This window comes from Tumebacillus lacus (assembly GCF_026410385.1).
Lineage (GTDB): Bacteria > Bacillota > Bacilli > Tumebacillales > Tumebacillaceae > Tumebacillus > Tumebacillus lacus.
Genome location: NZ_JAPMLT010000012.1, coordinates 37,347 through 57,854, shown reverse-complemented (window position 1 = coordinate 57,854; position 20,508 = coordinate 37,347). Strand labels below are relative to the sequence as shown.

Sequence of the window (20,508 nt, the reverse complement as noted above, 5' to 3'; positions counted from 1 at the left end):
GCTCTTTTTCGGTCATTTTCGGGAGGAGAACGCGCATAAGCATTTCTTATGGCAGGTGGAAGAAACCAACAACCTGTGTTATACTCATCTACAACTATATTATTTCTGGGAGGTGGATTCCTGACGTACGAGAGTTTGTATTGTCAGGAGCCGAAACTTGGAAGACCCTTTTGGTAGTTCCGCGGTATCTGTGTTTGACCTGGTGGTGATTTTGCTTCTCGTCTTGTTGAACGGCTTTTTCGTTGCGGCTGAGTTCGCGATGGTCAAGGTGCGTTCGACGCGCATCGAGCAGCTGGTCATGGAAGGAAACAAACGGGCAAAGTTTGCTCAAGATGTGACCGATAAGCTCGATGCCTATCTGTCGGCCACTCAGCTCGGCATCACCTTGTCCTCGCTTGGACTCGGTTGGGTGGGGGAAGGCACGCTCGCGAAAATCTTTGAGCCTTTGTTTGCCGAATTCGGGCTCTCCTCGGCTGTCGTACACACTGTCGCGGCTGTGGTCAGCTTCTCGATCATCACATTCCTGCATATCGTCTTAGGCGAACTCGCGCCCAAGTCGCTGGCGATCCAGCGCTCCGAAGGCACGGTGCTGTGGACGGCAGGTCCGCTCATGTTCTTCTACAAACTCGCCTTTCCGGCGATCTGGCTGCTCAACGGCACGGCCAACCAGTTCCTGCGCTTGATCGGGATCCGGCCGGCGTCCGAGGCGGAATTGGCCCATAACGAGGAAGAGCTGCGCATGCTCGTGACGCAAAGTCACGAGAGCGGTGTGATCGACGAGGCGGAACGTGATCTGTTTGACAACATCTTTGACTTTACCAACCGCGTGGCCCGTGAGATCATGGTGCCGCGCACCGATATGAGCTGTCTCTATCTCGACCGCTCTTTTGATGACAACTTCCGCAAGGCGGACGCGGAAAAGCACACCCGTTTCCCGCTTTGCAAAGAGGATAAAGACAACATCGTCGGCATCGTCCACATCAAGGACCTCTATGGTCTCGCCTTGAGCGACCATGAAGGGATCTCGCTGGAGACGATCGCCCGCAAGCCGGTCACCGTACCGGAGTCGATGCCGATCAAGGACGTGCTGAAGATCCTTCAGAAAAACCGCTCCGAGCTGGCCATCGTCATCGATGAGTTTGGCGGCACGGCCGGGATCGTCACCACCGAGGACATTCTCGAAGAGCTGGTCGGCGAGATCCAGGACGAATTTGACGAGGAGCGTCCGTTCATCGAGGTGGACGGCGAGTTGATCTCGCTCGATGCGCGCATGTTGATCGACGAGGTCAACGAGCATTTTCATCTCAAGATCGAGTCGGACGAAGTCGACACCATCGGCGGCTGGATCTACGCCCAAGTCCCGACACCGCACGTCGGTGCCCGGGTGACGGTCGACAACTACCAAGTCACCATCGCCGAGATGGACTCTTTGCGCGTCACGCGACTGATGCTCAAGCGGCTCAAATCGGTCGACGAAGACGAGGAAGAAGTGTCTCAACTCGCCTGATCCGGCAACTCCATAGCAAGGATACCCAAAGCCTGAGCGCTGTACGCGCTCAGGCTTTTTTTCTCTACATAAACAACATCTGCCAGCGAAAGACTAAGGAAACAGAACCACGTGAAAGGACGGGACGGGAGGGTGAAGATACTCAAGGAGTTGCTGCTCAGCAAACTGATCGAGAAGTTGAGCACCGGTCAGGGTCAGAACGACGAGCGTCCAGACCACGACGTGGCGAACGAGAGGATCGGCACCGAAGACGGCGAGGAGAAAGTACGCCGCGTGTTGGCAGCGGTCTCCCATGCGCAGGACGTGGAGACGCACCGGATCGGCAGAGGGCGCTCCACGATTCACCTCATCTTTCTCAAATCGCTGGTCGACCTCAACGTGCAACAGCGCGATGTGATCAAGCCGATGCATCTGGTTGTCTCCAAGGGCGGCTCCACCGAACAACTGCGCGACACGATCTCGATCAATGAGCGCGACAAGGTGGTCCGCCTGGATGAAGCGGTGGCCTATCTGCTCTCCGGGTGGACGCTGGTGGCGATGCCGGGCGAGGAAGGCTTGTACGGGTTTAAAACGTCGCAGGTGCCGGGGCGCGGCGTGAGCAAGGCGGAAAATCAATCGATTGTCATCGGGCCACAGGACGGATTTACCGAGTCGATCGACACCAATCTCTCGCTGATCCGAAAAAGGCTGCGCACGCCGAATCTTCGTGTCGAGGGGATGAAGGTCGGCGAACTGACGCAGACGAGCGTGATCGTGTTGTCGATCAAGGGCGTGGCCAACGAGGAGTACGTCGAAGAAATGAAAGAGCGGATCGGCAAGATCGACGTCGATGCGCTGATCGACTCGGGCACGTTGGCTCAGTGGATCGACGACCAGCCGTTGTCGCCGTTTCCGCAGTTCAATCTGGTCGAGCGACCGGACAGCGCCTGCTCGGGACTGATCGACGGCAAGGTCGTGGTGCTCATCGACGGCACGCCGTATGTCTGCATGGGTCCGAGCAGTTTTATCGAGTTTTTCCATTCGCCGGAAGACTATTTCAATCGCTGGATGTCCTCGTCGCTGGTGCGGCTGTTGCGCCTGTTCGGAGTGGTGGTGTCGATCACGTTTTCGGCGATCTACGTGGCGGTGCTCACCTATCACTACGAGATCATCCCGGCGAACATGTTGAAGACGATCGCCCAATCGCGGGCGCGCGTGCCGTTTCCGCCTTTATATGAAGCGGTCTTTCTTGAACTGACGCTGGAGGTCCTGCGCGAGGCCGGGGTCAGGCTGCCGACCAAGGTCGGTCAGACGATGGGCATCGTCGGCGGTATCGTCATCGGACAAGCGGCCGTGTCGGCCGGATTGACGTCAAATGTGATGATCATCGTCGTGTCCTTGTCCGCCCTCGCTTCCTTTGTGACACCCAGCTATGTGATGGGCAACGCGGTGCGGGTCATCCGCTTTCCGATCATCTTGATCGCCGGGCTGTGGGGGTTTATCGGCCTCTCCGTCGGGCTCGTCACGATCTTGATCCATCTCTTGAATCTCTCCTCCATCGGGGCACCGTACATGTCGCCCTATGCCTCGCTGCGACTTGCCGACCTCAAAGACACGATGATCCGCGTGCCGACGCAACTGTTGACGACTCGACCGGCGATGACTCGTGCGCAAAAGAACAAAAAGGCGGGCAATACATCTCTCAAGCGGAAATGAGGAACTGGATGTGGAACGACAGGGACCGTCGAACACGCTGAATTCGATACAGTTGATGTTCTTGATCCATACCGTCCCGATCGGCGTCGGCATTCTCGGTCTGGTGCGGTTTGTGGCAGACAAGGCGGGACATGACGCACCGCTGGCGATCTTGCTGTCCGGGGTGTACACGCAGGCCGCTGTGCTTTTTTCCTGGTTGTTGCTTCGCCGTTTTCAGACGCTCGGCATCTATGACATTCATCGACGCTTGTTCGGCAAATGGATGGGCAGCGTGTTTTCGTTGCTGTTTGCCGTCTACTGTCTGTTTGCGTATTTCATGACGATCCGCACGTTCGTGGAATTGGTAAACACCTGGATGTTTCCGCTGACTCCGGTGTGGCTGTTGACGTTGTTGTTCATGATCCCCATCGTCTACAGCGCTTTTTGCGGCATCCGACTGCTCGGGCGCTACGCCATCTCCGCGTTTTTCTTGACCGCTTGGATCATTTTGCTCGCTTATTTTCCACTCTCCACCGGTACGTTGTCGCATCTGTTTCCCATCGGGTCTGTCGGGCTCAACGATCTGTTTCAAGGCAGTTTGCTCTCGGCGTTGTCGTTGCTCGGCGTCGAGTTGTTGCTGGTTTATTACCCGTATGTGGCGTATAAAAAAGACGTACTCCCCGCTGCGTCGATCGCCTCTTGGTCGACGATTCTGGTCTACACGGTCATCGCGGTCGTGACGATCATCTTTTTTAGCATTGGACAGTTGGGGAAAACGATCTGGCCGATGCTGACGATGTTCAAACATGTGCAGGTGCCGTTTATCGAGCGGTTTGAGACGATCATCATCGCGGTGTGGCTGGTGCAGGTGGTCAACACATCGGGCACCTACCTGTGGGCGGGGATCGAAGGGGTTCGCAAAGCGATCCCGTTGAAAAAAGGCATCGTTTACAGCTTGATCGCGGCGGCGACGCTGCCGCTCTCGCAGATGATCAACGGACGGGCGGAGATGAACCTGCTGCTCAATCTCCTGTCCAAGTCCGGCTTTTATCTGATGATCGGCTATCCGTTGCTTTTGTGGTTGATCTCACTCATCCTGCGGCGAAAGGGGGATGCATCATGAAGCGTAGCGTTGCGGTCTGTTTGACGCTCGCGCTGCTGTCGGCTGTGGTGTTGCCCGGCTGCACGATCACCCGCAGCAAAGTGTTGGAAGAACTCGGGGTCGTCTCAGCGGTCGGCTATGATCTGGCGGAGGACGGCGGGGATCTGCTGGGCACCACGGTGTTGCCGAACTTTACCGATACCGGACAGGAGAAAGTCGACGTGCTCTCCGTCACCGGGCATACGAGCAAGGAACTGCGGTTCAACATGTCGCGGATGAGCGAACGAAAGCTGGTGTCCGGTCAGATTCGCGTGGTTTTATATGGGGAGGAACTGTCGAGAACAGGCATTTTGCCGCTCAGCGACACGCTGTTTCGCGACTCGGAGATCGGGTCGCAGATCGTGCTCGCGGTGGTGGAAGGACGGGCGATCAACTTTTTCACCAAACGCTACCCGGACAAGCCTTCAATCGATATCTACCTCTACCGCATGTTGCGCAAGGAGATGTCGGAACGCTCGATGCCAAAGACCAATCTGCACACGTTTATCCGCGATGTGTACGACGAGGGCAAAGACCCGGTGTTGCCCTATTTGCGGCTGGGCAAAGAGGACATCCTCGTCGACGGGCTGGCCGTGTTTCATGACGATAAGTTTATCGGACTGCTCAACGCCAAGGAGGCGCGAAATCTCGCCTATATCAGCAGCAAGGGAACGTCCACCGGGGAGCTGGAAGCGACGCTGAAAGAGACGATCCGGCAAGGGGTACATGCACATGCGGTTCTGATGTATATCAAAACAAGCACAAAGTGGGACGTCAGCCATTCGGGGGGACGTCCCGTGTTTCAGGCGAACGTTCTCATTCAAGGAGCGGTGAGCGAGTACACGGGCGGACACAACTTGGAGGAGAAGCAGGAGATTCAAAAGCTGGAGCAGGAGTTTGCCGAGGAATATCAGCAGGAGTTATCCGCTTTGATCAAAAAATTGCAAAAAGACTTTGAAACCGATCAACTGGGATTGGGTGAAATGTACCGTGCCAAAGGGTTCATCAAAGAACTGGAAAAAGAAAAGTGGCGGGAGTTGTACAAACAAGCAAAGATCGATGTGAAAGTCAACGTCCGCATCTTGCAGACGGGGATGATTCATTAGGTACATCTGCCCAGCCGCACGCATATGGTGTAGTGCATTGACGGTGAGGGATCAGAAGCCTATAATCGTATCAGAATCGACGATTCAGTGAGAGGGAACGACATTGTGAGGGCTGCGCTATGATCAAGACGTATTTTTATAACCACCTCGAAAACAAGATGTATCATGACGTCGATTTGACGCGACGAGCCGACCTGTTGCAGGATTCGGACAATCTGCTGTGGATCGACCTGTACAACTGCACAGCGGAAGAGTTGAAGTATATCGGCAACATCTTTGATTTCCACCCGTTGGCGATTGAAGACTGTTTGCATGACAGCCCCCGGTCGAAGGTGGACAATTACGAAGACTATTACTTTTTCGTCTTTCACGCCTTGCGCTATGACGAGGAAAAAGAGATCGAGATCACGACCGAGGAGCTGAACATCTTCCTTGGCAAAAACTATTTGGTCACGATCCATAAAAAGCCGTTGCAGTCGATTGGGCGGATTGCTTCCTCTTCGCTCCGCAGCTCGCAGTATATGCGACGCGGACCGGAATTTTTGCTGTATTCGATGGTCGACGGCATCACCGACGAGTACTTCCCGATCTTGGAGCGTCTGGCCGCGCGGATCGACGAGTTGGAAGACGAGATCTACGTCGAGCCGGCGCATGAGATCACGGAGGAGTTCCTCGCGCTCAAACGGAACATCGTTTTGATCCGTCGCGTGATCCAGCCGCAAAAGCGCATCTTCGCCAATGTGAACGGGCGCTATTCGTTCGAGATCCGGGAAGACAACATTCCGTATTACATCGACTTGGTCGACCATTTGGAGCGGATCGCCGACGCGGTCGAGTCCAACCGCGATTTGATCAGCGGTGCGATGGAGACGTATTATTCGCTGGTGCAGGCGCGCACGAATGACACGATCCGGGTGCTCACCGTCATCTCGACGGTCATGCTGCCGCTGACGTTTATCACCGGGTTTTTCGGGATGAACGTACCGTTGCCGTTTTCGGAAAATCCGATCTCCACGGTGTTGATCTTTGCCGGGTTGATGGGGATCTCGTATTGGATGCTCAAGGTGTTTCGCACGAAAAAATGGATCTGAAAAAAAGCCCCAGCGGAACGATGTCCGGGGGCTTTTTTTGTTTGGCGGTTGCGGTTCTTACTTTTGCTGGCGGTCGAGGGTCAGTTCGCCGCCAAAGCCGTAGTCTTCTCTTTTCATGTCGGTGAAGAAGACGTGGACGTTTTGTTGCGGCGAGCCTGCGACTTCGGAAACGGCGTCGGTGATGCGTTTGGCCAGTTCGCGCTTTTGTTCGAGGGTGCGGCCTTCCAGCCATTCGATGTGGACAAAGGGCATGAGTGATACCTCCTGTGGTCAGAGTGTATTTTGCTCTATTATACCTGTCCGGCGTGGGCGCGTACACATTTTTTCCAAGGGAGGGACAGGTGTCCAGTCAACCGTGGGGGATGCTGTATAGAATATGGCATGACAACACAAAGGAGGAATTCAGTATGGCAGGTAACGTTGCAGGTGCTGGGTACGGGTACGGTGTGTTTGGCGGGTATACGCGTTGGGCTGTTGTGTTCCTGATCATCTTCGTTCTGTTCTTCCTGTTGGTTCCGTACGGCGTCGCTTACTAATCCATGATGGACGGTGCGAAAACCGAGAGGGCTGCCTCTCGGTTTTCGTTTACGATCAGGAGAGGAGGAGGAGCGATGCAAAAGCGAACCGTGCGACGGAGAACGGCGAAAAAGGCGGTGCCGCGCGCGCGAAAACGTGCTTTTGTGATGGACGAGAACCTGCACCGGTTGATCCGTCGCGAGGCGATGAAGGCCAAGCTGTCGGAAGAGGAATATCTGCGGCTGGCTGTGAACGTGTCGGAGATGATGCGGACGTCGTCGGTGGTGCCGGCGGGGTTTTTCGACAGCGGGCTGTTGAAGATGATCTTGGCCAATCCGGCGATGTTGAACATGCTCAAGGGCGTGATCGGCAACGTGTGGTCGAAGGTCGGCAGCGGGAAAGAGAGCGGCACATCGGCCGCTGCGACCGGTGCGCCGCGGATGCCCGGCATGCCGGGGATGATGCCGATGCGCCAGCCGTGGGGCGGGCCGATGGGGCCGCGTCCGTATCCGGGGGCGGGGATGATGCCGGGGATGCCCGGCATGATGCCTGGCATGGGCCCGCAGTCGACGCCGCCCGCAGCTGACGGGAGTGCGTCGTCAGAAGGCGGCGGCATGGATCTGGACGGTCTGATGAAGATGGCGATGCAGTTTTTTGGCAACTCAAACAACAACTGACGAGCAAACCAAGCGACCCTCTCCGCAACGGAGAGGGTCGCTTGGCGTGGGGAGGGGGGAAGACGGAGAGGGTTTGGTTGGGTGAGTGGTGGGTAGAGAGGGTGTGGTTGGATGGGAGTGGGGTTAGTGGCGTGGGCGGTAGGGGTTTTGATTTTTGGGTTTGGTAGGGGATTTTGGTTTTGATTTTGACTTTTGTTTGGGTTTTTGTTTGGGTTTGGGTGGTTCGGTGGATCGGATGATGGAGTGGAAGGCGCGGGCGATCAGTTGGTGACCGGTGTCGTTGGGGTGGATCGGGCGTCGCCACCAGCGCTTGAGGTCGCGCAGGGTGCCGCTTTTGTAGTATTGGATCACTGTTGACTCCTGACCTCGCAGCACGTCGTTCAAGTGCACGATGTGCACGCCGCTGTACCGATCCGCCAACGGGTGCAGATAGATCCGATTGACCATGCCGATCAATCGCGCCGCATACTCCGACTGCGGAAACGGGTTGTACAGGTCGCCCAGATAGATCGGCGCCCGCGTCAACGACCGAATCGTCAACATCAGTTCGTCCAAGTCGCGGGCAAACTGCCGATTGGGCCGCTCCGCCAGCATTTCCAGATCGGCAGGCATCTTTTTGGGCAACGTGCCGAGCAGGTCGTTGCCCCCGATGGTCATCACGATCATCGACGCCCCTTGGATCGTGTCATGCAGATGCTCTCCCTTCGCAATCGCTTTGCGAAGGCGCGGGATGGTCAGTCCCGGTATCCCCCAATTGACCAATTTCAACTCCCCGTGCTTCCGTTGCAGCAACTCATGGAGATGCTCGGCATACCCTTTGTTCCACTTGCCGCCCACCCCGGCGGTGATCGAATCGCCGAGGGCGACGAGCAGCCGCTGTCCGGCGGTGTCCGCCACGTCTTGTCACCTCGCTTCTCTTCAGGATCAGAGCCGGAGCCTCGGTCCGCAGTCTTTGAGCGAAGGCAGGTGGATGCTGTTGTCGTTGATCTGCTCCACCTGATGCGTCAGCCCGATCTGCAAGGCTCCGCTCAGATTGTCGATCTTGATCTTGTCGAGCCGGATCTCGATGTTCTCCACGATCAGCGTCTTGGCCGCCAGCATCAGCCGGATGTGCTGGATCTCGCGCTCCAGTTCGAAGACGCGCTGGCGAAGGTAATAGTTTTCCTGTTGGAGCGGGTGCATGCATCGTCCTCCCAACCTGCGAGATTTCTTCCCCTCATCGTATGTAGGCGGCCAAAAATTGGTGACGAAAATAGTATGTCATATATCGACGATTCCGCATAGAATGTGATATACTCAAACCACAGATTGAACACAACGGAGAGGGGAATGTCACCAATGCAACAATACATGGAACAAAAGACGGCGGAAATGAAAGCGTATGTCATGGAGTGCGAACAGCGCTTTGGCATGACGAGCGAGGAGTTTCTCGCGTACTACCGCGAACTGGAGTCCCATGGTCTGGAAGAGGAGTACGACTGGTACATCTACCTGAGCTACCTGGGCAAAAGATAACCGCTTTGAAAGCGATTGCATCGATATCTGAATAAAAATAACAGCCCTCCACCAGCGTGGAGGGCTTTTTGTCACGTTTGTCAGGCGCTGATCTTACTGAGGTCGTCGATGACTTCGGTCACGAACAGCGTCGGATGATCGAGCAAAGACAAGATCTCGCCGTCTGCCAACAGCTTGACCACCGGGCGCAACGGCAGGCCGCGCGGAACGGCGATCACTTTGCCGGTGCGACCGTCATTGAGCTTGACGGTGGTGCCGACCGGGTACGGGGCGATGTTGCGGATAAATCCGGTGATCACCTTTTCATGGTACGCGCCCATCTCGGACATGATCTTTTCCAGCGCGTAGTGCGGCAAGGTGCGGGTGCCGTCTTCGCCGTTGGTCAGGTGGTCGTACATGTCGGCGAGGGCGCAGATCTGCGCGTACTCGTGGACTTGTTCGCCGCTGAGGGCGCGCGGGTAACCGGTACCGTCGATGCGCTCGTGATGCTGCACGGCAATCGTCGCGCCGAGCACGCCGATCATCGGGTATTTGCGCAACAAGCTGAATCCTTCCATCGGGTGGTCGCTCTCCTCTTTGGCGGTCGCGTAGCCGATGTCATGCAACAAGGAGCCGATGGCCACCTGTTTGACTTTCAGCATGTCGTAGCCAAGACCGATCGCCGTCAACGTCGAGAGCAGGCAGACGTTGACCGAATGAGCGTAGCGGTAGATCTCTTTCGCACGCACGTCGAGAAACTGGACGAGGCAGCCGCGGTTGGCGAGCAGATCGTCGGTGATCCCGTTGGCCACTTTGAGCAGGTCGTCGATGTTCAGCGGTTTCTTCGCAGCAGCACGGGTAAACGCTTCACGCACGGTGGAGATCGCTTGCAGACGGACGACGTCGCTGATCGGGTCGATGTCTTCAATCGTGCCTAAAAATTCGTCCTCCACGTAAGCGCTGAGCACGCCGATCTCTTCCAAGCGTTTTTTATAGGCGGCCTTGATGCGCGCACCCCGATTCAACAGAATCTGCTGATCCGGGCTGTAGATCGGGCGAGCCAAGGTATGAGCTTCCGAAATCTCGGTGAGGGGGAGCATTTTCAATAGGGGTCACCTGCCAAATAGAAATGGATATGAGTGTAAGCGGGTTATAAGTCGGGTATAAAAATGGAAAAGAATAGTAATCGACGGTGTTCGACATAAGCTTCTCTTTATCTTACACCTAAACTAAGCATTTTTGAAGACATTTTCTGCTCTTTATTAATTTTTCCGCAGAATGTAAAGGAAAATGTAGGAGGCACCAATCCGGCTGTTCGTCCATAGTGTGTAGACGAGAAGGGGGTGCGTATATGCGGGGCCTGCACTTTCGTGAAGCGACCCTGCGCGATGTGCCGGCGATGGCGCCGCTGTTCACGAAGCGTCCGCAAAAGGAGCGAGAGAAGCGAATGCGGGAGCGCTACCATGCCGACCCGGATGGCTGGTATGTGGCGTTGAGCGGCGGCGAAGTGGTCGGCTGTTGCCAAGCGGTGTTTCCGCGCAAAGGCGAGGCGTGGCTGCAATGGATGCGGATCGCGCCGAGGCGGCAGGGGGCGGGCATTGGCACCCGTTTCACCGCGTATGTCGAGGAGCAGGCGATGAGCAGGGGAGCGGAGGTGATCCGCCTGAACACGAGGCTTGGCAACGAGCGGGTGCGCAAGATGATGCAAAGTCTCGGCTTTACGGCGCGGGTGCGGTGGACACGGTGGAGCGGCCTGCGCCGCGACGGGGCGAGCCGGTTGGTGAGGCTGGTCGACGATGTGTATCTGACCGACGACGCAGAGACGGTGCAACGCTGGTTGCGCCCTCAGGACGGCCACCTGGCGTCGCACGGGACGGTGACCTGTCCGGATGATTTTCGCAAGACGGTGTCGCTCGATCTGCCGTTGCTTGAGGAGCTGGCGGAGCACGAGGGACGGAGCAAAGGCGTGGTCGTCGCCGAGCAGGACGAGGAGGTCGCCGGGATCGCGCTCTATGCGGTGCATCAGGGCGAGCTGCGCGTGCTGCAACTGGTCGCGGCGACGACAGACGCCGGAGTGGCGGCAGCGGCCGGCGCGGTGCGGATGGCACGTCCGGGCGAGCGGGTCACGATCCAACTCGCAGGGGCGGACCGCGAGCTGACAGACGCGCTGCGGGCGAATTTTCGCACCGGCCATTCGAGAGAGCATTCGTTTTATGTGTTTGGCAAAGAGGTGTGAGGAGACAGGGGTGCCCGCCTGCGCGCAGGGGCATCCCTGTTCCTGTTCTTTCCTGTTATAATGGAAAGGGAAAGTCTGAAGGACAGGGAGTTCGACAGCGATGAGGGAACAACACCCGGAGGAAATGCTCCATTTTATCCGATATGTGAACGAAGAAGAATATTATGAAGCCCACGATGTGCTGGAGAGTTACTGGCACAGCGAGCGCATCAACTTTTACAAAGGGCTGATCCAGGTCGCGGTCGGGTCGTACCATCTGCGCGTCGGCAACATCGCCGGAGCAAGGGCGTTGTTTGCCCGAGCAATGGAACTGCTGCAACCGTATGCGCCGGAGTTTCGCGCGCTGGATGTGCAGCATGTGCTGGCCTGGCTGGAGAGCAGTCTCGCGCGCATCCCGGTCTGTGTCGAGATGGAGCGCGAGGAGGTGGCGCGGCTCGGGATCGAGCCGATCCGTCTTTGGCTGCTCGACGGCACGCCGCTGCCGACCGAGCCGTGGGCAGGAGAGGAAGAGGACACAGATGAGTAATTCGTTTAAAAGCACGCTGCATTTTCAACCGCATGACAAAACGATCGTCGCCCGCAACGGCACGACGATCCTCGCGGCGGCGAGGCATGCCAAAGTGATGCTGCAAAGCAAATGCGGCGGTCGCGGCGCATGCACCGCTTGCAAAGTGCAGATCCGCACCGAGGCACAGCCCGCTCCGCTGAGCCGCATGGAAAAGCACATGCTCAGCGAGCAGATGCTCAAGGACGGCTATCGGCTCGGGTGCCAGTGTGTCGTAAACGGCGACGCGGAAGTGATCGTCCCGGAAGATCCGCTTCGCCGCACGATCCGTTTGCAGTTGGAAGCGGCTCGCCGGGAAGCGGAAGAGAAAAAAGAAAAGTGAAACGAGTCATATTTTCAAAACCCGCTCTCATTCACGGCGGGTTTTTTGCGTTATATATTACAAATTTCTGAATATTTATTGTTGCGAAGGGGAGTTGTCTGGTATACTAAACTGGACAGTAAACCTGCAAGTTATCGTTTTCATGTAAAAGGGGGAATCCTTGTGGCCGGTCAACAGTCGTCCGCAGCCAAGCGTCAAGAGGCGGCAGAGCCAAATTGGAGTGCAATCGCCCATTCCAATGAGTTCAAATCGCTGCTTAGCGCGAAGAAAAAGTTTATCGTTCCGAACGTTATTTTCTTTATGATCTTCTACCTGACGTTGCCTGTGTCGACCGCCTACTTCACGTTCTTGAACGAAAAGGCGATCGGCGCGCTGAACTGGGCGTATCTGTTCGCCTTTGCACAGTTTATCATGACGTGGGTGCTGTGCATGACCTACAGCAAAAAGGCGAACAAGTTTGACGAACAAGCAGAGCAGATCAAGCAACAGGCTCTGCGCGGCAAATAGGAGGGGTACCTGTGAACACTTCGGCCTTTATCTTTTTTTGTCTGATTATTGGCATTACTCTTTTGATCACGTGGTGGGCCGCACGCCGCAACCGTTCGGCGACCGACTTTTACGTCGCGGGCGGCGGCATCACCGGCTGGCAGAACGGGATGGCCATCGCGGGTGACTACATGTCGGCCGCTTCCTTCCTCGGCATCGCCGGTGCCATCGCGCTGAAAGGGTTCTCCGGATTTTTCTACTCCATCGGTTATCTGGTGGCGTATCTCGTCGTGCTGTACGTCGTGGCGGAACCGCTGCGAAATCTCGGCAAATACACGCTGGCTGACGCGCTGACCACGCGTTTCAACACGAAAACGATCCGCTCGGTGGCGGCGCTGAACACGATGGCGATCTCCACTTTCTACATGATCGCGCAGCTGGTCGGCGCAGGCGCGATCATCAAACTGTTGCTCGGCTGGGACTACCAGACGTCGATCATCGTCATCGGCATCCTGATGACCGTCTACGTCGTGTTTGGCGGCATGCTGGCGACGACGTGGGTCCAGATCGTCAAAGCGGTGCTGCTGATGGGGGGCACGATCGCGCTGTCGGTCATGGTGCTCTCTCACTTCTCGTACAACCCGATTGAGTTCTTCAACGCGGTCTCGGAAAAAGTCGGCCAAGCAGCGCTCACGCCGCCTGCCCCGACGACGTTTGCGGCCGGTCTCGACAGCATCTCGCTCAACATTGCGTTGGTGCTCGGCACCGCCGGTCTCCCGCACATCCTGATCCGCTTCTTCACCGTCCCGGACGCGGTGACCGCTCGCAAATCGGTCGTGTACGCGACCTGGATCATCGGCCTGTTCTACCTGATGACTCCGATCCTCGGCTACGGTGCTGCGTACTTCGTCGGCCAGGACGCGATCTCGAAAGCAAACGCGGCGGGCAATCTCGCAGCGCCGCTGCTCGCTCAACAACTGGGCGGCAACTTGTTCCTCGCCTTCATCTCGGCTGTCGCGTTCGCCACGATCCTCGCGGTCGTCGCGGGCCTCGTCATCTCGGCAGCCTCGGCGTTTGCGCATGACTTCTATTCGCACGTTCTGCGCGGCGGCAAGGCGACCGAGCAACAGCAGATCAAAGCGGCGCGCTGGGCATCGGTAGGCATGGCGGTCTTCTCGATCCTGCTCGCTCTCGGCGCGCAAAAGATGAACGTCTCCTACCTGGTCGCGCTGGCGTTCTGCGTAGCGGCGTCGGCAAACCTCCCGGTCATCATCCTGACGCTGTTCTGGAAGAAGTTCAACACCGGCGGCGCAGTCACCGGCATGCTGACCGGTCTGATCGGGTCGGTCGGCCTGATCCTGATCTCGCCGAACGTCATGGACAAAGCATCGGCGATCTTCCCGCTCGGTTCTCCGGCGATCGTCTCGGTGCCGCTCGGCTTCCTCGGCGCGTACCTCGGGGCGAAGATCTTCGCGAACAAGCAAGAGAAAGACAACTTTGACGAAATCGTCGTCCGTGCCAACACCGGGGTCGGTGTCAGCAGCGCGGTCGATCACTAAGAGAAAAAATCCTCCAGTATATGCTGGAGGATTTTTTTCATGTAAGATAGAGACAACATAGAGCCAGAGGAGGCGTGAGTGATGCAGCAATATCTCGACCTTTGTGCGCACATTCTGGAAAACGGAACAAAGAAAGAAGATCGCACCGGGACGGGCACCTACAGCGTGTTCGGCTATCAAATGCGCTTTGATCTGGGACAAGGGTTCCCTTTGGTCACGACGAAAAAGGTGCATCTGAAGTCGATCATCCATGAATTGCTGTGGTTCTTGAAAGGTGAGACGAACATCCGGTATCTCAAAGAAAACGGCGTCCGCATTTGGGATGAATGGGCGGACGAAAACGGGGACCTCGGCCCGGTCTATGGCAAGCAGTGGGTGAGATGGGAGAGCCCGGACGGCCGGGTGATCAATCAGGTGCAAAACGTGATCGACGAGATCAAGCGCAACCCGGACTCGCGGCGGCTGGTCGTCAGCGCATGGAACGCCGGTGAGCTGAGCGACATGGCGTTGCAACCTTGCCACACGCTGTTCCAGTTTTACGTGATCGAGGGGAAACTGTCCTGCCAGCTCTATCAGCGGTCGGGCGATGTGTTCCTTGGCGTGCCGTTCAACATCGCGTCTTACGCGCTGCTGACCCTGATGGTCGCGCAGGTGTGCGGCCTGCAGCCGGGGGAGTTTGTGCATACGCTCGGCGATGCGCATATCTATTCCAATCACGTCGAGCAGATCCGCCTGCAACTGAGCCGCGAGCCGCGCCCGTTGCCGACGATGCAGATCAATCCGGCTGTACAAGATATTTTTGACTTCAAATATGAGGACTTCACGCTGGTCGGCTATGATCCGCACCCGGCGATCAAAGGGACGGTGGCCGTATGATCTCTTTGATCGTGGCGATGGATGAAGCGGGCGTGATCGGCAAAGACAACAAGATGCCGTGGCATCTGCCTGCCGACCTGAAGTATTTCAAGCGGACGACGCTCGGCCATCCGGTGCTGATGGGACGAAAGACGTATGAGTCGATCGGACGCCCGTTGCCGGAGCGAAAAAACATCGTGCTCACCCGTCAGGAAGAGTACGCGGCGCCCGGTTGCGACGTGATTCATTCGGTGGAGGAGATCGCGTTGCACGAGGGGGAGGACCTGTTTGTGATCGGCGGAGCAGAGATTTTTCAGATGCTGCTGCCGAAGACAGACCGACTGTATCTGACCCGCATTCACGAACGGTTTGCAGGCGATACGTATTTTCCGTCGCTCGATCTGTCGGAATGGACGCTGCTCTCGGAGACAAAAGGCACAGTCGATGAGAAAAATCCGCATCCGCACACGTTTCTCGTGTATGAAAAAAGAAGCTGATCTCGATCAGAGAGCAGCTTCTTTTTGTTGTTGTTGGAGTTTGCGGCGGGCCGGTCGTCCCAAGAGGTGCATGATCCCGTCGGCCAGTTTGACCACGCCGTATGCAAAGAGCATGCCGGCCATCACGTCGATGACCCAGTGGATCTTCAGATACATCGTCGAGAAGATGATCAGCGAGCAGTAGGTGCCCATCAACCTACGGAAATAGCGGGAGTTCTCGCGACGCGCCATCAACAGCATCGCAAACGCCATCGACGTATGCATGCTCGGGAAGCAGTTCAAGACCCACGACGGGGCGTCTGCACCCAAGGTGCGATACCACGGCGAGAGCATGTCGGGCTGACCGTAGACGTACCAGACTTCTTCGAGCAAGATCGTGTTGTAAAACGGCAGGATCAACGGCGTCTGCAGGACAAATCCGGCGAGCGCGTAGTGGAGCATCTTTTTCGCGTCCTTGGTGAAGAACGCGCGGATCATGCAGGCCCAGAACGACAGTGTGAAGCCGTACCAGTAGATCCAGCCGATGCCGCGCACCAGCCACTCCGGGGTGTAAAAACGCAGCCATTCCGCATCGTTGTACGGGATCGAGGCAAACCATTCGTTCCATTTAAAATAATGCTGCAGGCTCTCCGTCTGCCAAGCGGTCACCATGCTCCAGAACGGGCCGGCCCAGTTGTACATCGCAAACGGAAAGAACAGCGCGAGAAAGCCGATGGGCAAAAACTTTTTCCACGGGATGTCGGTCTGGTCATGCTTCACGCCGATCAGGGTGAGCAGGATCAACACGACGCAGCCGACGCCCCAGTTTTGCACCTGCACGATGCCGTACAGCACCAGTGCGGTGGCGAGGATCAACAGCGGCCACAGCCATTTTTTCATCGTCATGGTGTGCCTCCTCTCTTTAGCGAACTTTATTATATCACGCCGCTTCGGAGTGAGGGCACAAAAAAACCTGCCAACGGGGGCAGGTTTTTGACAATCTTTACCGGTTTCACGCCGGTTGGAACGCCTCTTTGTATTGCAGTTGGTAGAGGTTGTAGTACATGCCGCCTTGGGCGAGCAGTTCTTGGTGATTGCCGGTCTCGCGGACGCGGCCTTTGTGCAGGACGATGATCTTGTCGGCGTGCTGGATCGTCGACAGGCGATGGGCGACGACGATGGTCGTGCGGCCGTGCGTCAGTTTGACCAGCGCGTCTTGGATCAGGCTCTCCGTCTCCGTGTCGATGTTTGACGTCGCTTCGTCGAGGACGAGGATCGCCGGATCGAACGCCAAGGCGCGGGCGAATGCCAGCAGTTGCCGTTCTCCGGCGGAAAATCCGGCTCCACGCTCCAGTACCTGCTCGTTTAATTTCCCGGGCAACTTTTCGATGAACGAGTCGGCATTGACGTAGCGGATCGAGCGGTCGATCGTCTCGTCGGTGATCGCCGAGTTGGCCAGTCGAATGTTGTCGCGGACGGTGCCGGTGAAGAGAAACACGTCTTGGAGCACGACGCCGATGAAGCGGCGCAGATCTTCTTGGCGAACGTCTTTGATGTTCACGCCGTCGATCAGGATCTCGCCCTTTTGGATGTCGTAGAAGCGGGAGATCAGCGAGAGGATCGAGCTCTTGCCCGCGCCTGTCGCACCGACGAACGCCACCGTCTCGCCCGACTCGATGGTGAAGGAGACGTCGCGCAGCACCCAGTTCTCCCCATCGTAGGCGAACCAGACGTTTTTGAATTCGACGCGGCCTTTGACCCCTGCGAGCCCCTTGGGCGCGGCCGGGTCGGGGATCGTGTCGTGCGTGTCGAGCAGTTGGAACAGACGCTCCGAGGAGGCCATCGCCGACTGCAGGATGTTGTATTTCTCCGACAGGTCGTTGATCGGCTGGAAGAACTGCTGGATGTAGGTGATGAACATATAGAGCACGCCGATCTGCAGCGTCGAGTCCAGCACTTTGCCGCCGCCGTACCAGATCAGGATGGCGAGGGCAAGGGCGGAGAAAAACTCCATCGACGGGCGGAAGACGGCGAACGTCATCAGTTCGCGCCAGGAAGCTCGGAAATACGCTTGGTTGATCTCGTCAAACTCGCCGTGCATTCGTTTTTCTTGACGGAAGATCTGGATGATCCGCATTCCGGCGATGTTTTCGGCGAGCGTCGCGTTGATCCGCGCCAGTTTGACCCGCGTGTCGCGAAAGGCGGAGCGGGCGTAGTAGCGGTAGATCTGCGAGGTGATCACGACCAGCGGGATGCAGACCAGCGAGATCAGAGCGAGCTCGACGCTTTTGTTGAACATGATCACGACGATGCCGAGCAGGATGAACACGTCTTTGAACAGGGTGACCATCATGTTCGAGTACATCTCGTTGAGTGCCTCGGTGTCGTTCATCACGCGGGTGACGAGGCGGCCGACCGGGTTTTTGTCGAAGAAGGAGATCGACAGCCGCTGCAGGTGCGTGAACAGCTGTTGGCGGATGTTGTAGATGATCCGCTGGCCGGTGCGCTGCAGGATGATCGTCTGAATGTAGTTCAGGACGGCGGAGGAGACGATCAGAACGAGATAGATCAGACCGATCCGGGTGAGGGCGTTCACTTCTTTGTCTTTGAAGGCGTTGATCTCGTCTGTGCTCATCGGGATGGCGGTGCCCGTGCCGGAGTGGACCATCACGTACTGGCCGGAGGACGGCTCTTCGATGTGATAGCGGGGGCGGTCTCCCGCCTGCGCTCTCTGCTCGGCGGTGAGATCCGTTTCGCGCACGAGCAGCAGATCTCTGTATCGGTAGCTCTTTTCGAGGTTGATCTCTTCGCCGTTTTGCGACGGGACAAACTTTGCTCCGACGACGTTCATGTGATCGTCGATGGCGGTCTGGATCAGGAGCGGCCGCGCGAGGTCGGCGACGGTGATCACCAGCAGGAGGAGGATCGAGAGGAAGATCATGCCCTTGAACGGTTTGGCATAGCCGAGCAAGCGGCGCATCAGGCGGCCGTCGTAGCTTTTTTCCAGCTGTTCCTCTTCATGGATGTTTGCCACTCAGTCCACCTCCCGTGCGATGCGCTCTTCGAGCAGTTGTTTTTGGTAGATTTCATAATAGATGCCGTGCCGAGCGAGCAGGTCGTCGTGGCGGCCCCGTTCGACGATCTGTCCTTGGTCGAGGACGAGGATCTCATCCGCCTCCTGGATCGTCGAGATGCGGTGCGCGACGATCAGCGAGGTGCGGTTTTCCATCACCTGCTTCAGTCCGCGCAGGATCTCTTCCTCGGTGTGCGTGTCGACGGCGGAGAGTGAGTCGTCAAGGAGCAGAATCTTCGGATTTTTGATCACGGCGCGGGCCAGCGAGACGCGCTGCTTTTGCCCGCCGGACAGGGTGACGCCGCGTTCGCCGAGCATCGTGTCATAGCTGTGCGGGAAGTCTGTGATGTTGCCGTGCACCTGCGCGAGTGCGGCGGCCGCTTCGATCTGCTCTTGCGTGAACGGCTGGCCGCTCGGCTGCCCGGCAAAACCGATGTTGTCGCGGATCGTCTTGGAAAAGAGGAAATTCTCCTGCGGCACGTAGCCGATCTCGGTGCGCAAGGTGGCCAGCGGGATGGAGCGGATGTCGACACCGTCGAGCAGCAGTTGACCCGGCTCCGGGGAGTAGAGGCGCAGTAGCAGGTTCAGGATCGTCGATTTGCCGGAGCCGGTGCGGCCGATCAAAGCGACCGTCTGACCGGGCTCGATGCGGAATGTGATGTCTTTCAGCACCGGCGTAGCTGTGCCCGGGTAGGTGAAGGTGAGACGGTTGAATTCGATGCTGCCTTCCAGCGTCGCCTTTTCCAGCGTCGAAGGGGCGTCGGCGATGTCCGGCTCGGTGTGCAGGATCTCGTTGATCCGCTCCATCGAGGCCGCGCCGCGCTGGTAGAGGTTGATAACGAAGCCGATCGCCATCATCGGCCACGTCATCAAGGCGAGGTAGGTGTTAAACGCAACGAACTCGCCGAGCGTGATCTCGCCGCGCACGACGAGGATGCCGCCGTAGGACAGCGCGATCAGGAAAGAGAGGACGCCGACAAACTGCACGAGCGGGTTGTAGATGCCGTTGACCTGGATCAGACGCAGGTTGGCGTTGTAGTTGTTCGTATTTTCAGCGGTAAATTTGGCGATCTCCGCGTCTTCTTGTACGAAGGTTTTGACAACTCGGACGCCGGCGAAGTTTTCTTGGACGCGGTCGGTCAGCGACCCGAAGGCGGCTTGCACCTCGCCGAATCGTTTGTGGATCAGGCGGCCGAACAGCGTGACGGTGATCACCATCACCGGCATCGGCAGCAAGGCGAACAGGGTGAGCTTCCAGCCGACGGTATAGAGCATCATCAGGATCGTGAAGGTCAGGACAAACGTCGGGTCGACCGCCGAGAGCAGGCCCGGTCCCAGCGTCATGCGGATCGCGTTCAGGTCGTTGGTGGCGTTGGCCATCAGATCGCCTGTCTTGTGGTGATTGAAAAAGTTTGGCGACAGTTTTTGCAGGTGGGCGTAGAAACGGTCGCGCAGCCAGATCTCCGCTTTGCGGCCGGTGCCCATGATGTAGATCCGCCAGTAGTAGCGGGAGACGGCGACCAGCACGGCGATGCCGAGGATCAGTGCTACGTAGTACAGTACGCCCGCCTTGTCGAGCCCGCCTGCCTTCAGATCGTCGATCAGGTGACCGAGCAGGCGGGGCGTGACCAGTCCGAGCAGGTCGACAAAGAAGACCCAGAAGATCCCAAGCAGATATTCGCGGCGGTGGGCATAGATAAACTCGCGAAGAGTAAGAAATGGTTTCATGG

General features: G+C 57.4%; 22 protein-coding genes. 15 read left to right on the top strand and 7 right to left on the bottom strand.

Going from position 1 to position 20,508, the window contains the following annotated elements:
• The first annotated feature begins 199 nt into the window (after nt 1–199).
• From OS242_RS17255 to corA, 5 genes are all read left to right on the top strand, one after another.
• Complete coding sequence (locus OS242_RS17255) at nt 200–1,507, top strand: hemolysin family protein (RefSeq protein ID WP_267153022.1); 1,308 nt, start codon at nt 200–202, stop codon at nt 1,505–1,507.
• A gap of 132 nt (nt 1,508–1,639) precedes the next feature.
• Nucleotides 1,640–3,202 (top strand): spore germination protein, encoded by a 1,563-nt coding sequence (locus tag OS242_RS17250; RefSeq protein WP_267152941.1) that lies wholly within the window; start codon nt 1,640–1,642, stop codon nt 3,200–3,202.
• A gap of 10 nt (nt 3,203–3,212) precedes the next feature.
• A complete protein-coding gene (locus tag OS242_RS17245) occupies nt 3,213–4,304 on the top strand; it encodes a GerAB/ArcD/ProY family transporter (protein WP_267152940.1) in 1,092 nt (363 codons plus the stop codon).
• Nucleotides 4,301–5,428, top strand: a complete 1,128-nt coding sequence (locus OS242_RS17240) for a Ger(x)C family spore germination protein (protein WP_267152939.1) — start codon at nt 4,301–4,303, stop codon at nt 5,426–5,428. The genes OS242_RS17245 and OS242_RS17240 overlap by 4 nt, the downstream gene beginning before the upstream one ends.
• Nucleotides 5,429–5,547: 119 nt before the next feature.
• On the top strand, nt 5,548–6,519 hold the full coding sequence (gene corA / locus OS242_RS17235; protein ID WP_267152938.1) for a magnesium/cobalt transporter CorA: 972 nt from the start codon (nt 5,548–5,550) through the stop codon (nt 6,517–6,519).
• 57 nt (nt 6,520–6,576) lie between these two features.
• Here corA and OS242_RS17230 read toward each other — a convergent pair whose 3' ends face one another.
• Nucleotides 6,577–6,771, bottom strand: coding sequence for a 2-hydroxymuconate tautomerase (locus tag OS242_RS17230; protein ID WP_267152937.1), 195 nt, complete (start codon nt 6,769–6,771; stop codon nt 6,577–6,579).
• A 155-nt stretch (nt 6,772–6,926) separates the two neighbouring features.
• Between OS242_RS17230 and OS242_RS17225 the strand changes: the two genes are divergently transcribed.
• The gene (locus OS242_RS17225) at nt 6,927–7,055 is read left to right on the top strand and encodes a hypothetical protein (RefSeq protein WP_267152936.1); all 129 of its coding nucleotides are present in this window, start codon (nt 6,927–6,929) and stop codon (nt 7,053–7,055) included.
• Between the two features lie 75 nt (nt 7,056–7,130).
• Nucleotides 7,131–7,712: a hypothetical protein gene (locus tag OS242_RS17220; protein ID WP_267152935.1), complete on the top strand. Its 582-nt coding sequence runs from the start codon at nt 7,131–7,133 to the stop codon at nt 7,710–7,712.
• Nucleotides 7,713–7,835: 123 nt separating this feature from the next.
• On the opposite strand, the gene OS242_RS17215 is transcribed toward OS242_RS17220, so the two are convergent.
• Together OS242_RS17215 and gerPC are read right to left on the bottom strand one after the other, a co-directional pair.
• The gene (locus OS242_RS17215; protein WP_267152934.1) at nt 7,836–8,609 is read right to left on the bottom strand and encodes a GDSL-type esterase/lipase family protein; all 774 of its coding nucleotides are present in this window, start codon (nt 8,607–8,609) and stop codon (nt 7,836–7,838) included.
• Between the two features lie 27 nt (nt 8,610–8,636).
• Nucleotides 8,637–8,894, bottom strand: a complete 258-nt coding sequence (gene gerPC / locus OS242_RS17210; protein WP_267152933.1) for a spore germination protein GerPC — start codon at nt 8,892–8,894, stop codon at nt 8,637–8,639.
• Between the two features lie 156 nt (nt 8,895–9,050).
• Between gerPC and OS242_RS17205 the strand changes: the two genes are divergently transcribed.
• Nucleotides 9,051–9,227 (top strand): hypothetical protein, encoded by a 177-nt coding sequence (locus OS242_RS17205; protein WP_267152932.1) that lies wholly within the window; start codon nt 9,051–9,053, stop codon nt 9,225–9,227.
• Between the two features lie 80 nt (nt 9,228–9,307).
• On the opposite strand, the gene OS242_RS17200 is transcribed toward OS242_RS17205, so the two are convergent.
• Nucleotides 9,308–10,270, bottom strand: coding sequence for an HD-GYP domain-containing protein (locus OS242_RS17200; protein WP_267152931.1), 963 nt, complete (start codon nt 10,268–10,270; stop codon nt 9,308–9,310).
• Nucleotides 10,271–10,557: 287 nt separating this feature from the next.
• Between OS242_RS17200 and OS242_RS17195 the strand changes: the two genes are divergently transcribed.
• From OS242_RS17195 to OS242_RS17165, 7 genes are all read left to right on the top strand, one after another.
• Nucleotides 10,558–11,442, top strand: a complete 885-nt coding sequence (locus OS242_RS17195) for a GNAT family N-acetyltransferase (RefSeq protein ID WP_267152930.1) — start codon at nt 10,558–10,560, stop codon at nt 11,440–11,442.
• A gap of 100 nt (nt 11,443–11,542) precedes the next feature.
• The gene (locus OS242_RS17190) at nt 11,543–11,968 is read left to right on the top strand and encodes a DUF309 domain-containing protein (protein ID WP_267152929.1); all 426 of its coding nucleotides are present in this window, start codon (nt 11,543–11,545) and stop codon (nt 11,966–11,968) included.
• On the top strand, nt 11,961–12,329 hold the full coding sequence (locus tag OS242_RS17185; RefSeq protein WP_267152928.1) for a 2Fe-2S iron-sulfur cluster-binding protein: 369 nt from the start codon (nt 11,961–11,963) through the stop codon (nt 12,327–12,329). Before OS242_RS17190 ends, OS242_RS17185 begins: the two co-directional genes overlap by 8 nt.
• Before the next feature lie 162 nt (nt 12,330–12,491).
• Nucleotides 12,492–12,836, top strand: coding sequence for a DUF485 domain-containing protein (locus OS242_RS17180; protein ID WP_267152927.1), 345 nt, complete (start codon nt 12,492–12,494; stop codon nt 12,834–12,836).
• An 11-nt stretch (nt 12,837–12,847) separates the two neighbouring features.
• The gene (locus OS242_RS17175) at nt 12,848–14,374 is read left to right on the top strand and encodes a solute symporter family protein (protein WP_267152926.1); all 1,527 of its coding nucleotides are present in this window, start codon (nt 12,848–12,850) and stop codon (nt 14,372–14,374) included.
• Nucleotides 14,375–14,455: 81 nt separating this feature from the next.
• Nucleotides 14,456–15,250, top strand: a complete 795-nt coding sequence (locus OS242_RS17170) for a thymidylate synthase (protein WP_267152925.1) — start codon at nt 14,456–14,458, stop codon at nt 15,248–15,250.
• Nucleotides 15,247–15,726: a dihydrofolate reductase gene (locus OS242_RS17165; protein ID WP_267152924.1), complete on the top strand. Its 480-nt coding sequence runs from the start codon at nt 15,247–15,249 to the stop codon at nt 15,724–15,726. Before OS242_RS17170 ends, OS242_RS17165 begins: the two co-directional genes overlap by 4 nt.
• 6 nt (nt 15,727–15,732) lie before the next feature.
• On the opposite strand, the gene OS242_RS17160 is transcribed toward OS242_RS17165, so the two are convergent.
• The 3 genes from OS242_RS17160 to OS242_RS17150 all read right to left on the bottom strand — a co-directional run bounded on the left by OS242_RS17160 (nt 15,733) and on the right by OS242_RS17150 (nt 20,506).
• Nucleotides 15,733–16,611, bottom strand: coding sequence for a phosphatase PAP2 family protein (locus OS242_RS17160; protein WP_267152923.1), 879 nt, complete (start codon nt 16,609–16,611; stop codon nt 15,733–15,735).
• Nucleotides 16,612–16,717: 106 nt separating this feature from the next.
• Complete coding sequence (locus OS242_RS17155) at nt 16,718–18,739, bottom strand: ABC transporter ATP-binding protein (RefSeq protein ID WP_267152922.1); 2,022 nt, start codon at nt 18,737–18,739, stop codon at nt 16,718–16,720.
• Nucleotides 18,740–20,506 carry an ABC transporter ATP-binding protein gene (locus OS242_RS17150; RefSeq protein WP_267152921.1) on the bottom strand — a complete coding sequence of 589 codons (1,767 nt, stop codon included), beginning with the start codon at nt 20,504–20,506 and terminating at the stop codon, nt 18,740–18,742. It abuts the gene before it with no gap.
• Nucleotides 20,507–20,508 lie beyond the last annotated feature (2 nt).